At 32.7% G+C, this 15,334-nt stretch carries 16 protein-coding genes; 9 read left to right on the forward strand and 7 right to left on the reverse strand.

Annotated features, from left to right (window positions below):
* On the forward strand, window positions 1–405 hold a 405-nt coding region (locus WC223_10085; GenBank protein ID MFA6924588.1), incomplete at its 5' end, for a DUF4835 family protein.
* A 41-nt stretch (window positions 406–446) separates the two neighbouring features.
* A complete protein-coding gene (recN, locus tag WC223_10090) occupies window positions 447–2,105 on the forward strand; it encodes a DNA repair protein RecN (protein MFA6924589.1) in 1,659 nt (552 codons plus the stop codon).
* Between the two features lie 68 nt (window positions 2,106–2,173).
* Here recN and WC223_10095 read toward each other — a convergent pair whose 3' ends face one another.
* The 5 genes from WC223_10095 to WC223_10115 all read right to left on the reverse strand — a co-directional run bounded on the left by WC223_10095 (window position 2,174) and on the right by WC223_10115 (window position 6,186).
* On the reverse strand, window positions 2,174–2,695 hold the full coding sequence (locus WC223_10095; GenBank protein MFA6924590.1) for a hypothetical protein: 522 nt from the start codon (window positions 2,693–2,695) through the stop codon (window positions 2,174–2,176).
* Window positions 2,696–2,841: 146 nt separating this feature from the next.
* Window positions 2,842–3,081, reverse strand: a complete 240-nt coding sequence (gene rpmB, locus WC223_10100; protein MFA6924591.1) for a 50S ribosomal protein L28 — start codon at window positions 3,079–3,081, stop codon at window positions 2,842–2,844.
* Window positions 3,082–3,139: 58 nt separating this feature from the next.
* Window positions 3,140–4,384, reverse strand: coding sequence for a competence/damage-inducible protein A (locus tag WC223_10105; protein ID MFA6924592.1), 1,245 nt, complete (start codon window positions 4,382–4,384; stop codon window positions 3,140–3,142).
* A 21-nt stretch (window positions 4,385–4,405) separates the two neighbouring features.
* The gene (locus tag WC223_10110; GenBank protein MFA6924593.1) at window positions 4,406–5,287 is read right to left on the reverse strand and encodes a universal stress protein; all 882 of its coding nucleotides are present in this window, start codon (window positions 5,285–5,287) and stop codon (window positions 4,406–4,408) included.
* Between the two features lie 248 nt (window positions 5,288–5,535).
* Complete coding sequence (locus WC223_10115) at window positions 5,536–6,186, reverse strand: ABC transporter ATP-binding protein (protein ID MFA6924594.1); 651 nt, start codon at window positions 6,184–6,186, stop codon at window positions 5,536–5,538.
* A 227-nt stretch (window positions 6,187–6,413) separates the two neighbouring features.
* Here WC223_10115 and WC223_10120 point away from each other — a divergent pair, with 227 nt between their 5' ends.
* The 7 genes from WC223_10120 to WC223_10150 all read left to right on the forward strand — a co-directional run bounded on the left by WC223_10120 (window position 6,414) and on the right by WC223_10150 (window position 12,107).
* Window positions 6,414–6,902 carry a dihydrofolate reductase gene (locus tag WC223_10120; GenBank protein ID MFA6924595.1) on the forward strand — a complete coding sequence of 163 codons (489 nt, stop codon included), beginning with the start codon at window positions 6,414–6,416 and terminating at the stop codon, window positions 6,900–6,902.
* Between the two features lie 80 nt (window positions 6,903–6,982).
* Window positions 6,983–7,828 carry a hypothetical protein gene (locus WC223_10125; protein ID MFA6924596.1) on the forward strand — a complete coding sequence of 282 codons (846 nt, stop codon included), beginning with the start codon at window positions 6,983–6,985 and terminating at the stop codon, window positions 7,826–7,828.
* Window positions 7,829–7,916: 88 nt separating this feature from the next.
* The gene (gene ruvX / locus WC223_10130; protein MFA6924597.1) at window positions 7,917–8,333 is read left to right on the forward strand and encodes a Holliday junction resolvase RuvX; all 417 of its coding nucleotides are present in this window, start codon (window positions 7,917–7,919) and stop codon (window positions 8,331–8,333) included.
* Window positions 8,330–8,887, forward strand: a complete 558-nt coding sequence (gene def / locus WC223_10135) for a peptide deformylase (protein ID MFA6924598.1) — start codon at window positions 8,330–8,332, stop codon at window positions 8,885–8,887. Before ruvX ends, def begins: the two co-directional genes overlap by 4 nt.
* Before the next feature lie 6 nt (window positions 8,888–8,893).
* Entirely contained in the window at window positions 8,894–9,418 is a 525-nt protein-coding gene (locus tag WC223_10140) for a tetratricopeptide repeat protein (GenBank protein ID MFA6924599.1), read from the forward strand.
* A gap of 7 nt (window positions 9,419–9,425) precedes the next feature.
* Entirely contained in the window at window positions 9,426–10,868 is a 1,443-nt protein-coding gene (locus tag WC223_10145; protein ID MFA6924600.1) for an LptF/LptG family permease, read from the forward strand.
* Between the two features lie 3 nt (window positions 10,869–10,871).
* A complete protein-coding gene (locus WC223_10150; GenBank protein MFA6924601.1) occupies window positions 10,872–12,107 on the forward strand; it encodes a glycosyltransferase family 4 protein in 1,236 nt (411 codons plus the stop codon).
* A gap of 24 nt (window positions 12,108–12,131) precedes the next feature.
* Here the strand turns inward: WC223_10150 and WC223_10155 are convergent, their stop codons facing one another.
* Together WC223_10155 and WC223_10160 are read right to left on the reverse strand one after the other, a co-directional pair.
* On the reverse strand, window positions 12,132–14,009 hold the full coding sequence (locus WC223_10155) for a nucleoside-diphosphate sugar epimerase/dehydratase (GenBank protein ID MFA6924602.1): 1,878 nt from the start codon (window positions 14,007–14,009) through the stop codon (window positions 12,132–12,134).
* Window positions 14,010–14,042: 33 nt separating this feature from the next.
* Window positions 14,043–15,254, reverse strand: a complete 1,212-nt coding sequence (locus WC223_10160; GenBank protein MFA6924603.1) for a bifunctional 3,4-dihydroxy-2-butanone-4-phosphate synthase/GTP cyclohydrolase II — start codon at window positions 15,252–15,254, stop codon at window positions 14,043–14,045.
* Window positions 15,255–15,334 lie beyond the last annotated feature (80 nt).

Here is a 15,334-nt window from a genome sequence, read left to right on the forward strand (position 1 = left end):
GCACAAGCAATAATTAACTTAACTCAAAGCACTCAGGATAAAGGGTGGAAGTCATTCGAAAGTACAAAAAACAGATATTGGATCCTTGAAAATCTTACCAACCAGAATTATAAGGCATTCAGAGAAAACATGTACAAATATCATAGACTTGGAATGGATGTAATGAGTGAAAAAACTGATAATGCGCGGCAAACAATTAGTAGTTGCATGGAATTACTGCAAAAACTTAACAGGGAAAAGCCAAATTTGTACATTCTGCAGCTTTTCTTTACTGCAAAATGCGATGAGCTTGTTAACATTTTCACACAAGCACCACCGATGGAAAAAACACAGATAGCAAAAATACTAAGTGACGTTGACCCCGGAAATTCCGGAAAGTACAGGGCTATTACATCGGGTAAATAATGTGCGTCTTGCATTTGATAAATAATATAAAATAAACACCAATGTTAAATCACCTTTCCGTTGAGAATTATGCCCTGATTGATAAATTGGATATAGATTTTTCAGAAGGATTGACTATTATTACAGGCGAAACAGGTGCCGGCAAATCAATATTAATTGGTGCCTTATCATTAATTCTCGGACAAAGAGCCGACATACAGGCATTGCAGGATAAAAATAAAAAATGTATTATAGAAGGAACTTTTAAAATTAAAGATTATCCGGTAAAAGATTTTTTCGAACAAAACAATCTTGATTACGATGATTTGACGGTAATACGCAGGGAAGTGAATCCTGCCGGAAAGTCAAGGGCTTTTATAAATGATACTCCCGTTTCTCTTGCTCAGATTAAAGATTTAACTCAACATCTTATCGACATTCATTCGCAGCACGAAACTTTAACAATTACCGATTCGCAGTTTCAGCTTGATTTTATTGACAGTTTTGTAAAAAATAATGCAATTATAAATAATTACAAACATAAATACAGGCAATATAAACAGCTTTTGCAGCAATTTAATGAATCGGTTGAAAAAGAAAAACAGGCAAAAACCGATTTGGATTACAATCAGTTTTTATTTAACGAACTTGAATCGGCAAACCTTAAATTACGCGAACAGGAAGAACTCGAAAAGGAACTTGAAGCATTAACTCATTCGGAAGAAATAAAGTCGAACCTTTCGAAAGCTTCACTAATACTGAATGATTCGGAGAATAATGTTTTGATAAAAATTGCCGAAATACGAGAACTGCTCACTCAAACAGTTAAATATTTTCCCGAAGTAAATGAAATACATGAAAGATTTAATAACGTTAATATTGAGTTGAAAGAGTTATCGAGAGATATTGAAAGCATTGAGAGTAAAGTTATATCTAATCCCGAAAGAACAAATGAAATATCGCAACGACTCGATATTATTTATCATTTACAGCAAAAACACAAAGTTCAGAATATTGAGGAATTGCTTAATATTAAAGAATTATTAAATGATAAGCTTCTGCATGTTACTTCCCTCGAAGATGAAATCAGAAAACTTGAAGAAAAAATAAATTTGCAGAAAAATGAATTGCTACAATCGGCTAAAATAATTTCCGATAAAAGAAATTCATCATTTTCAAAAATTCAAAACCAGCTTGAAGCAATTTTATCAATGCTCGGAATGCCCGATGCAGCTATTGAAGTTAAAAATTTAATTTCGGAAGAATTCAATGAAAACGGAATTGATAGAATTAACTTTTTGTTTTCTGCAAACAAGGGCAGCGAACCTAAAGAATTGTCGAAAGTGGCTTCAGGCGGTGAAATGTCAAGGTTAATGCTTGCCATTAAATCACTTATTTCACAGAGAACTTTACTTCCGACAATAATTTTTGATGAAGTTGACCAGGGTGTTTCCGGCAACATTGCCGACAAGGTTGGTGCAATTATGAAAAAAATGACTTCTGCAATGCAGGTAATTAGTATTACTCATTTACCGCAAATAGCAAGCAAGGCAAATGTTCATTACATAGTTTACAAGGAAACTGCCGGCAATACCACAAAAACGCAAATCAAAAAATTAAACGAAAAACAAAGAATTGAAGAAATAGCAAAAATGCTCAGTGGCAAAGAACTCACTACCGCTGCTATTGAAAATGCTAAAGTGCTTCTCGAAATGAAATAATTTTTTTTACCGCTAAGGCGCTAAGACGCAAAGTTTCGTTGAATTTTTCTTTGCAATTATTCTTTTTTCTAATTCACAAAGCTATTAGTGCTGTCGGGTTTGGGGCTGAACTTCATGAAAATATAAAGCTCATCTGCTTGGGTTACATTTGTTTTATTGACTCTCATATAACGAGTAATTCTAAATGTAGAATCGTTAATAATTTCGCCTGAGTAATCGTTGGCGATATAGTGCTTTTTTGAAGCAGATTCCCATTTCTGAAAATCAATGCCGCTGTTCGTAATTTTGAACGCCCCCCAGCTGTCTTTTTTGTCTCTGATGCTACTGTAAAAACTGCCATCAATAATTCTGTTTTTTAAATCGGCTAATTGGCTTGGTGTGTATCTATTGCCAATATACAGCAAAACTCCGTTTCTGTAAAAGCAAAGAACTGAATAATAAATGCTGTCGGATTTCTGGTAGTAAAATCCGTCAATTCGCAGTTGATTTCCTGTATACTGCGATTGGTAAAAAGCTAACTTGTCGTCTTTCATGCAACTAAATACAAATAGCATAAGAAGCAATATGATTATATTTTTTGTGAGTTTCATTATTTTTATTTTACAATGGTATAAAGTTAAATAAATTTCTTTGATTTAATGAATTTGTCCCAAAATAATAAATAGAAATACTGTTTGTATAACAAAAAAGGAGAGAAAAATCCCTCCTTTATTTTTATATATTTTAATATTTTGATTTACTTTTTTGTAAAACCTTTTTCACGTGCTTTTTTAAGGCAGGCAGAAATGCCATTTTTATTTATATTTCTTATGCCTTCGGTGGAAACTTTAAGAGTTATCCATTTGTTTTCTTCAGGTATAAAAAATTTCTTGTCCTGTAAATTCGGATTGAATTTTCGGTTTGTTTTCTTGTTTGAATGCGAAACTTTATGCCCGCTTATGGCTTTCTTTCCTGTTAATTGGCAAATTCTTGACATCGTTTAATTTTTTTAAATTTTAAAGAGTTGCAAATTTACATAAAATTTTTGAGAAATATCAAATGTTTTTCAAAATTTCTTTCCGCAGCATATTGAGTGCCGTAATTGCAGCTCTTTGAATATTTCTTTCTCTGTTATCGCCGAATAAAAACTTTTGTGCTGTAACTTTGTGCGGTGTGGCAATTGCGAGCCAAGTTGTACCTACAGGTTTTTCATTTGTTCCACCTGTGGAACCCGCAATTCCTGATGAGGCAACAGCATAATCGGTTTTAAATTTTTCTTTAACACCTTTTGCCATTTCAATAACAACTTCTTCGCTCACTGCTTCGTATTTTTCAATGCTTTTGGGCGAAACACCAAGCTCATTTATTTTCACATCATTTGAATAACAAATTATAGCACCTTTGAAATAGTAAGAACTTCCGGGAATACTTGTTATTTTATGTGAAATATAGCCGCCAGTGCAACTTTCGCCAATTGCTAATGTTTTGTTTTTCGATTTCAGAAGTTTGCCTACAATTTCCTCGAGTGTTTCATTATCATATCCGAAAATGAATTCAGGAATAATATTTTTAAGTTTCTTAATTTGCTTTTCAACTTCATTAACAAGTTTATCTTTTTTATCTCCATAAGCGGAAAGCCGTAATCGTACTATTCCCGGTGATGGGAGATAAGCGAGTTTAATAAAATCAGGGAGATTTAATTCCCATTTTTCAAGAATGTCGGAAAGAAAGGATTCTCCTTTGCCTTGAGTTAATATAGTTTTGTGAAATATTGCCTGTATTTTGAAATGATTTTTTATTTCATTAAGAACATATTGTTGCATCATTTCTTTCATTTCAAAAGGCACACCGGGCATTGAAACAAAAACTTTTCTATCTTTTTCGAACCACATTCCGGGTGCAGTACCAGTTTTATTCCTGAATATTTTGCAGCTTTCAGGAACTTCTGCCTGCTTTTTGTTTAACTCGGTTAGTCCAATGCCTCTTTTAGCAAAGAATCCTTCAATATCTTTACAAACATCTTTATTCAAAACAAGTTTTGTATTGAAGTATTTGCAGAGGGTTTGTTTTGTATAATCGTCTTTTGTAGGACCCAAGCCGCCTGTAATTAAAATAAGGTCGGCTCTTTTACATGCGTCATCAAGGGCGTTAATAATATTTTTTGGAATATCGGCAACAACAGTAATTTGTGCGATTTTTATTCCCGCAAGATTAAGTTGTTCTGCAAGCCATGAAGAATTGGTATTTACAATTTGCCCGATTAAGAGTTCATCGCCGATTGAAATTATTTCCGCATACATTATTACTTCTGCCCTGAATTCTTAATAAGCCAGAATTTCTCTTGTGCCATCGAAATGTGAAGGCGTGATGGTCATTACCGGAATATCCGTAGTTCGTATAACTTCACTTGTAGTGGAGCCAACAAAAAATTCAACCCAGTTAACTTCCTGCTGAGTCATAAGAATAATAAGGTCTATATCCTTTTGTTTTTTTGCATAATTTAAAATTGCCTGTGCGAGTGTTTTTTCTTTTTTTGTTGTTGTTACTATTTCGGCAGTGCACTTTATATTTTTTTCTTCAATAATATCTTTTACCTGATAAATTTGTCCTTTAAGTTTTTTAATAACATAATCCTGTCCGGTCATCAGTGCCGACATAACTTTAATTGTAGAGCCGAAATATTTTGCGATTTCTATTGCCTTAGTTACTTTTTGTCTTGTTTGTTTGGTTAAATCAAGAGGAAGCAAAATACTTCTGCATCCGTTGTAATGATTTTTTCCGTTGATTGAAATCACCGGGCACTTTGCATAACGTATTACGCGTGATGAATTTGCTCCTGAAGCTTTTTTGCCTTCCTCAACCTCACTTCTAGTTCCCAGTATTATAAATTTAGCATTTATTAATTCGGAAGTTTCAATGATTTTTGAATAAATTCTGCCATGAGCGAACATTGTTTTTACTGTTATTCTTTCTTTTTTGAAAGTTTCATCTGCGAGCTTGTCAAGGCGTTCGAGAACTTTTTCTTTCATTTTTTCGCTCTGGTCTTCTGTAAATATCTGGGCGAAAATTCCGGATTCTTCCATAACGTAAAGTAATGTTATGTCAAGTCTCATTTTGCGTGCAATATGGCATGCCTGACCAAGTGCAATTAACGACTGTTCATTAAAGTCGATTGGTACTAGAATTGTGTTTGCTGCTTTCATTAATTTAATAATTTAAAAATTCACTGCAAAGTTACTAATAAACAGTAAATTTAATGTTAAAAAAAGTTAAGAAAATTATTAAAAATAATTGCTGTGCATTTTTTTAGTAGTAGAATATACTTGTAACTTATAGCTTGTTGTTGGCAGTTTGTGGTTTGTTGTTGTTCGTAATTTCAACAAAAGAAAACATATTTAACATTATTTTTTTATAACTACAAACAACAAACATTTTAAATCACAAACAATTTTCACAGAATCATTCCATCTTTCATTGTGAGCTTTCTGTCAGCCATATCGGCAAAGTCACTATTGTGGGTGGCTATTAAAAAAGTTTGCTCGTATTGTTCTCTGAGTTTGAAAAATAATGAATGTAATTCTTTTGCATTTGTCGAATCGAGATTGCCGGAAGGCTCATCTGCCAATACTATACGTGGATTATTCATCAAAGCTCTGGCAACAGCAACTCTCTGCTGTTCGCCGCCCGAAAGTTGCGATGGTTTGTTTTCTGTTTTATTACCGATGTTCAGGAACTCAAGCAGTTTTCTGGCTTTTTCTTCTGCTTCTTTTTTGTTTGTATTGCGTATAAAAGCCGGAATCATAATATTTTCAAGTGCTGTAAATTCAGGTAGAAGATGATGAAACTGAAAAACAAAACCTATATTTTTATTTCTGAACTCCGATAGTTTTTTATCATTTAGTTTATTAACCTGAATGTTGTCAATTTCAACAATTCCCGAATCGCATTTATCAAGCGTTCCGATAATATTTAACAAAGTTGTTTTTCCTGCACCCGAAGCTCCTACAATAGAAACCACTTCTCCTTTTTTTATTTCAAGATTTATTCCTTTAAGGACTTCAAGATTTTCATAATGCTTATGAATATTTTGAACTTTAATCATTTTAATGTATTTTTGGCAAATATATACATATTTAATGGTTTGATTGATTAAATTAATTGATTTTTATTGAAACCGATAAATTGTTTAATTGCTAAATTGTTGTATGAAATTAGTGAGCTGTATTTATTTCCTTTCTGCTTCTTATTTCACCAACAATTAAACAATTTAACAATAGATTTTTAAGCAAGATTAAAACAAATAAAAGAACCGATTCATTTCAGAAAAAAATGACTGTGATTTCAATAATTGTTGCTGTTGCCGAAAATAATGTAATCGGAAAAGATAACAAACTGATATGGCATTTGCCCGCCGACCTTGTTAATTTTAAAAAAATTACAATGGGGCATCATATTATTATGGGAAGAAAAACTTTTGAATCTATTGGAAAACCATTGCCAGGCAGAACTTCAGTAATAATTACAAAACAAAAAGATTATAAAGTGGACGGCTGTATTACTGCAAATTCATTAGAAGAAGCTCTTGGAATTGCAAGTAATGATACTGAAGTTTTTATTGTAGGAGGAGCAGAAATATATCGCCAATCAATTGATATAGCTGATAAAATATATTTTACGAAAGTTTATGAAAATTTTGGAGGCGATGTCTTTTTTCCCGAAATTGACATGAACAAGTGGGAAATTTCTTCAAAAACTGATTTTTTACCCGATGAAAAGAATAAAATTCAATATTCTTTTATTATATTTGTAAAAAAATAACTGACTCAGCTCATGGTAAAATAAAAGGTTAGTGTATAATTAATATAGAAAAACAAAATAATAACTAAAAAATTATGATTATGAAAAAATTAATTTACTTATCATTTTCTATTGCATTGTTTGCAATAGCAATTACATACACATCATGCAAAAAAGACAAAGAAGACAAAGACACACAATCCGCCCTTGACCAATCAACTGCGCAAAATGCATTTGACGGTATTTTTAAAGAAGTTGATAATGGCATAAAACAGAGAGATACGGCTGTTCGCGGAAGCAGAGCCGACACAAGCATTTGTGCAACAATAACCTTATCAAGCTTTCATCCAACTCCAACCAATCCTGCAACTTTAACAATTGATTTTCATAATGGCTGTCTTGGAAATGATGGTGTTTTCAGAAGTGGTAAAATCATTGCTGTTATCACTGGCAAATATGATTCAGTGGGTACAATAGTTACAATAACTCCGCAAAACTATTATCACAATGGTATTTTAGTTGAAGGTACAAAAACCATTACTAATATGGGACATGTGGGAACAACAAATGGAACACATAATATGGTATGGCATGTTGTAGTTGCAAATGGAAAATTAACTTCATCAAATAAGCAAGTTATAACATGGCAATCAACTCAGGATATTGAGTGGATTGAGGGTGAAAGCACACATTGGCCTTTTATTGCCGATGACATTATTTTGCTTACGGGAAGCGGAAATGGCACAAATGTTAATGGAAATAATTTTTCTGCCAGAATAACAAAAGCGTTAAGAATTGCGCGTGCATGTAAATGGATTGAAAGTGGAACAATAGTTCTTACACCTGCGGATGGTGTTGACAGAACAGTTGATTTCGGTGATGGCACCTGTGATGGTAAACTTACCGTTACAATAAGCGGAAAGATATACGAAGTGATTTTGCCGTAAAAGTTTTAAAATAAACACAAATGAGAGCCGATTTGATAGTCGGCTCTTTTGTTTGTTTCTAAATACAATTTTTATATATATTTGCAAAATGTCAAGAGTATTAGCAATAGATTATGGAACAAAAAGAGTTGGAATAGCAGTATCCGACCCTTTGCAAATTATTGCTACTTCTCTCGCCACAGTTCATGCGAAAGATGTTTTAACTTTTTTAAAAGATTATACGAAAAAAGAAAATGTTGAATGTTTTGTTGTCGGCGAACCCAAACGTTTCAGCAATGAACCGTCGGAAGCAGAAAATTATATTAAAGTATTTCTAAAAATATTGGCAAGGGAATTTCCGGAAATACCTGTTAAAAGGGTTGATGAAAGATTTACATCGAAAATTGCAGCAAAAACAATTCTTGACAGCGGCGTTAATAAAAAATCAAGGCAGAATAAATTACTTACTGATAAAATAAGTGCCACATTAATATTACAAACTTACCTGGAATTAAAAACAAAATGATTTATCCTATTTTATCTTTCGGAAATAATATTTTAAGAGCAGAAGCAAAGAGTATCGAAAAAGATTACAAGGATTTGCAAAAGCTTATTGAGGATTTATTTGAAACAATGTATGCGGGAAATGGTGTGGGGCTTGCTGCTCCACAGATTGGTTTTTCTCTGCGGCTTTTTGTTATTGACGGAAATCCATACAGCAAAGATGAACCAAAGCTTAAGGATTTTAAAAAAGTTTTTATTAATGCAAAAATCGTTGAAGAAAAAGGTACAAAATGGCTTTTCAATGAAGGATGTCTCAGTTTTCCCAAACTTCGTGAAGATGTATCTCGCTTGCCAGAAATAAAAATTAATTATTACGATGAGAATTTTAATTTTCATGAAGAATATTATGACGGAATTACAGCAAGAATTATTCAACATGAATATGACCATATCATAGGAAAATTATTCGTTGACCATTTAAGTCCCCTGAAAAGACGACTTCTGAAAAGAAAACTTAGTGATATAAGTAAGGGAAATGTTGAGGTTGATTATAAAATGAAATTTTCAGCAAAGTAAAATAAGATGGAAACAAAAAAAATAATATCAGTAATTGCAATAGCAGCAATAATAATTGCCGGCTGCGGACCCTCAAAACAGAAAAAAATAAATGAAATAAAAATCCTTGAGGATAAAATTAAAACAAGCGATATTAAAAATGACAAGCAATTGGTTAATGATTACATTGTTGCCTGTAAAGATTATTGCAGGCGCTTTCCCGATGATTCATTGTCGCCGAAATATTTGTTCGGGTTAGCTGTGGTTTCGATGACAATCGGAAATTCACAGGATGCAATAGGATTTTTAGATGAAGTTTGCAAAAAATATCCTAATAGTGCAAGAGTTGCTGACGCATTATTGCAAAAAGCGATATTATATGATACGCAATTGAATAATACGAAAACTGCCGGAATACTATACCATGAATTTATCACAAAATATCCCAATGACAAAAATGTACAGGTAGCAAAAGATGCTTTATCGGTACTTGGCAAAAGTCCTGAAGAAGTATTAAATAGTTTTAAAAAAGATAGTACTAATGTGAAATAGAATATTTGTGAAAAAGCTTAATATTCTTGTTTTAAAATCTTATGTAAGCCCTTTTATTGCAACATTTTTTATTGCAATATTCGTATTGCTGATGCAATTTTTATGGAAATACGTTGACGACATGGTAGGGAAGGGGCTTGAATGGATTACTCTCGCAAAACTGCTCGTTTATGCTTCGGCAACTTTCGTTCCGCTGGCATTACCGCTTGCAATTTTGCTTTCATCAATAATGACATTCGGTAATCTTGCCGAAAACAATGAGCTTGTTGCTATAAAAGCCGCCGGGATTTCATTACAGAAAACAATGAGACCGCTTGTTATTCTCACAATAGCAATGTGCTTTGTTGCTTTTTATTTTTCCAATTATATTTTACCTGTGGCAAATCTGAAATTCGGTTCATTGCTGTTCGATATCAGGGAACAAAAGCCGGCATTCAATATAAGAGAAGGAATTTTTTATAACGAAATTGAAGGTTATGTGATAAAAGTAGCAAAAAAAGAATCCGATGGTCAAACTGTTCGCAACATAATGATATACGACCATACAGGAAACATGGGCGGCTATTGCCTTACATCTGCCGATAGCGGGAAAATGTATATGACAAAAGATAAAAAGTTTCTTTTGTTAAAATTGTTCAGCGGTTATAATTATAATGAGAAACAAAATCCCTCAAATGATAAATCTTATACGTATCCTTTTCAGAGAATAAAATTTTCTGAGCAAAACATACGTTTCGATTTGTCTTCTTTTTCAATGACAAGAACTGACGAAGGTTTGTTTAAAGATAATTACCAAATGCTTAATATAAAGCAATTGCGACGAGAGATTGATTCATTGTCAAAACAGAAAGATTCTGCACAAAAAAAATATACTTTTGACCTTTTTCAGAAATTTTATTATTTAAGTAAAAAGTATAATGATAAAAATAAAGATACCATTGCCAAAAATATAGATTATAAAAATGATAATATAATTTCAATTTTCAGAAAGGAAGATAGAAACAAGATATTAGAAGCATCCGTAAATTTTATGAGAGGCACAAAAGAATCGGTTTTTTATTACAAAGAAGACCAGCAAACCAGAAAAAAAATTCTTGCACGCAATAAAATCGAATGGCACAGAAAATTTACTTTGTCGTTTGCCTGTTTGATTTTGTTTTTCATAGGAGCTCCCCTTGGAGCAATAATCAGGAAGGGTGGCTTCGGAATGCCTGTTGTTGTTTCAATTGTTTTTTTCGTTATATTTCATGTTTTATCAAAAACAGGAGAAGAAATGGTTAAGGAAGGTGCTATTTCGGTATTTTCAGGAATGTGGATGGCATCAATGATTTTATTTCCTGTTGGTATTTTGCTAACTATGAAAGCTACAACGGACTCTTCAATATTTAATAGGGAAGCATATTCAATGTTTTTAAGAAAAATTTTTGGAATGAGAAAATTTAACAAATAATAAATGAAAATTCTCCAGATTTGCAATAAAATTCCATATCCTTTTAATGAAGGGAGCAGCATAGCCATAAATCTTATCACCGATGGCTTGATTAAAAGAAACAATAAGGTTAAGCTATTGGCTATAAATACTCCCAAACATTTTATTGAGCTGGCAAATATTCCCGAAGATTACAGAAAAAAAACCAATATAGAATCGGTATTTGTTGATACTGATGTGAAATTTATCTATGCTTTTTTGAATTTATTCTCAAATAAATCATACAATATAATAAGATTTTACGATGAAACTTTTGAAAAAAAACTCATAGAAGTACTTAAATCGGAAATTTATGATGTTGTTCAGATAGAGAGTATTTTTATTGCGCCGTATCTTGAAACGATTCGTAAATATTCAAATGCAAAAGTTGTAATGCGTGAACATAACATCGAATTTCTTATATGGCAAAGATTATCACAAAGCTGTAAAAATCCGCTAAAGAAATTTTATCTTGATATTTTGTTTAAAAGATTAAAAAAATACGAAATGACAATGCTTGATAGATATGACGGCATTGCAGCAATATCAGGGATAGATGTGGAAACAATTAAAAAACTTGGATGCAGAATACCGGTTACCAATATTCCTATTGGCATAAATATTGAGAATTATGATATTCAAAATAAGGGGGAGGAGTTTCCTTCATTATTTCATATCGGGAGCATGAATTGGATGCCAAATCAGGAAGCGGTTAAATGGTTTGTAAATAATGTATGGCAATCGGTATTAAAAAGGTATCCGCAATTAAAATTTTATCTTGCTGGAAAGAAAGCTCCGATGTGGCTGAAAAATATAAATGTTCCGAATGTTACTTTTGTTGGTGAAGTTGAAAGTGCAAAGGATTTTATGCTATCTAAAAGTATAATGGTTGTTCCATTGCTTTCGGGAAGCGGAATGCGTGTGAAAATTATTGAAGGAATGGCACTCGGTAAAACAATTATTTCAACAACTATAGGAGCTGAAGGTATTGATTGTACCAATGGTGAAAATATTCTCATTGCCGATACACCCGAAGAATTTCTTTTAGCAATCGGTAAATGTATCGAAGACAAGGATTACTGCAAAAAAATCGGAAATAATGCGAGGCAACTGATTGTTGAAAAGTACAATAACGATATGATTATTGAAAAATTAGTAGGGTTTTACCAAGAGTTAAATAAAAAACATCTTCAAGAACCCGACAATAATTCTGCATTTTAGAAATTCTTTAATAATTTTTTGTAGTTATAGGGAAGGTGAATCAAATTCCTGATAAATGGAATTCTGACTTTTAAATTCGGGAACAATTTCTTTCATTTTTCTGACAATTGCATTGTTATCCTGAATTTTCGCTGATTCTCCAAGTTCATTTATTTTTTTATTAACAAAATCATTGTTGTATTCTCTGACTTTCGCAATCATTATTTTGGGATGATGTGTATGCGTTGTGTTTTCTTCATCATTAAGTAATTCCTCATAAAGTTTTTCGCCGGGGCGCAATCCTGTGTAAATTAAATGAATGTCTTTACCGAGTGTTAATCGCGAAAGTTTAATCATCTTCTTTGCAAGGTCGGTAATCTTAATGGACTTGCCCATATCGAAAATAAATATTTCTCCGCCTTTTCCCATTGCTCCCGCTTCAAGAACAAGCTGACATGCTTCAGGTATCGTCATAAAAAATCTTGTAATTTCAGGATGTGTAACGGTAATAGGTCCGCCTTTTTCAATTTGTTTTCTGAATCTTTCAATTACCGAACCATTTGATTCGAGAACATTTCCGAATCGTGTGGTTATAAATTTTGTTTTTGATTTTCCGTTGAGGGATTGTGTGTAAATTTCAGCAATTCGTTTTGAAGCACCCATAATTCCTGTCGGATTTACAGCTTTATCTGTTGAAATCATTATGAATTTATCTGTTCCGTATTCTATAGACAAATCGGCAAGAATTTTTGTTCCGTTCACATTTGTGTTAACAGACTCAACCGGATTATTTTCCATCATGGGAACATGCTTGTATGCTGCAGAATGATAAACTATTTCAGGTTTATAAGTTTGGAAAATATTTTTAACGCGTTCATGATTTCTTATATCGCACAAAATAAATTCAGCATTATTGAATCTTAAATTTTCTTTTACTTCGAGTTCGAGTTCGTACAAAGGTGTTTCTGCCTGGTCAATAAGAAGCATCTTTTTTGGAGAGTATTCTACGAGTTGCTTTACAAGTCCGCTTCCAATCGAACCAGCAGCACCGGTTATCAAAATGGTTTTGTTTAAGGTTTGCTTGCTGATGCTTGTTTTATCGAGTATTATCACATCTCTTTCTAAAAGTTCTTCGATTTTTATCTTTTTTATTTGTTTGAAACTCAGTTCTCCGTTTATCCATCGCTCAACAGGCGGAACACTCAATACTCTTATGTTATATTGTAATGCTTTTTCAATAATTTCGTTTTTACTGTCAGGTGAAATATTTTTTACGGAAAGAATTATATTTTCAATTTCGTTGTTTTCAAGCAATGTGTCAATTTCGTTTTGTCCATATATATTAATGCCTTCAACTTTTTTTCCGATTTTATTTTTATCAACATCAATAAAAGCAATAACTTTATATTTTGTGCCTGCATCTCTGTCGAGCGACCTTTTGGTTATCAATCCGTGTTCTCCTGCACCTATGATTATTACGTTTTTTTTGTCTTTTGAAGGATTTGTAATTTCCCAAAACAGCGACTTTACAAATAGTCGTATTCCCGTCATTGCAAGAATTGTGAATAGAAAATCAATAATTACTATTGAAAAAGGAAGTACATAAGCATGGTTTACAAAATAAAATTTCAAAAAATTCAATAAAACAAATGTTAAACTTCCGCATACCAAAACAATAAAAATACGTTCGGCATCTTTTGAACTTGTATATTTTATTATTCCGGCATAAGTTTTTCCTATAATAAAACTAATGCCTCTCACAAAAAGGACAACAGCAATACCTTTCGGAATTCGTGCAATTTCATTTTCGGGAAGAACAAAATTGAATCTTAATTCATAAGCTACAATTACCGACAAGAAGCATATAAAAATATCTACAAGAAAAATTAACCACCGCGGTGTGTTTTGTTGAAATAATACCATTGTATTTGTTTTTTACAAAATTACGAAAATGATTTATTTTAAATTAAGGTCATGTCCCATTTTATTTTTCTTGGTTTCAAGGTAAAACATATTGTATTTATTGGGTGGAATTTCAATATTAATATTTTCAACTATTTCAATGCCATAACCTGTTAATCCTGCCCTTTTAGTGGGATTATTTGTAATGAGCTTGATTTTTGTAGCACCTAAATCTCTTAATATTTGTGCTCCTATACCATAATCTCTTTCATCGGCTTTGAATCCGAGTTCGAGATTTGCCTCAACGGTGTCTTTGCCGAGTTCCTGTAAATGATATGCTTTTAACTTGTTCAGCAAGCCAATTCCTCTTCCTTCCTGGTTCATGTATAAAACAACTCCCTTTCCCACATCTTCTATCATTTGCATTGCAGAATGAAGCTGTGGTCCGCAATCGCATTTATATGAACCGAAAATATCTCCTGTAACACATGAGGAATGAACTCTCACAAGAACAGATTCATTCTTTTCCCAAGAACCTTTCACAAGCGCCAGATGTTCCAGATTATTTGTTATTTGCTTATAAGCAAATAAGTTGAATTCTCCCCATTGTGTAGGTAATTTAACATTTACAACTCTTTCTATCAAACTTTCGTTTTTTATTCTGTATGCAATAAGGTCTTCAATGGAAATTATTTTAAGATTGAATTTTTTTGCGATTTCAAGTAATTCGGGTAAACGAGCCATAGAACCATCGTCGTTCATTATTTCCACAAGTGCACCTGTGGGTTGTAAGCCGGCAAGTTTTGCAAGGTCAACTGTTGCTTCGGTATGTCCAGCCCGTCGTAAAACACCGCCTTCCTTTGCTCTCAATGGAAAAATATGACCGGGTCGTCCCAAATCTTCGGGCTTTATTTTAGTATTGGCTAATGCACGAATGGTTTTTGCTCTGTCGCTTGCAGATATTCCGGTTGTGCAGCCATGTCCCAACAAATCAACAGAAACAGTGAAAGAAGTTTCGTGGCTCGAGGTATTTTTGCTGACCATTAATTCGAGATTCAGTTCATGGCATCTTTCTTCTGTGATGGCGGCGCATATTAAACCTCTTCCGTATTTCGCCATAAAATTTACGGTTTCTGTTGTTGTTTTTTCTGCGGCTACAACAAAATCACCTTCATTCTCGCGACTTTCATCATCAACAACGATAATAATTTTTCCCGCTTTTATATCTTCAATTGCTTCTTTTATTTTATTAAATCTTTCTGACATCTTAATTTTAATTTGCAGCAAAGTTAATAATATTGTCATATAATAGACCTTATATAGAATAAGATTTTGTTCTATAATAA

This window comes from Bacteroidales bacterium (assembly GCA_041671145.1).
In the GTDB taxonomy this organism is placed as follows: domain Bacteria; phylum Bacteroidota; class Bacteroidia; order Bacteroidales; family JAHJDW01; genus JAQUPB01.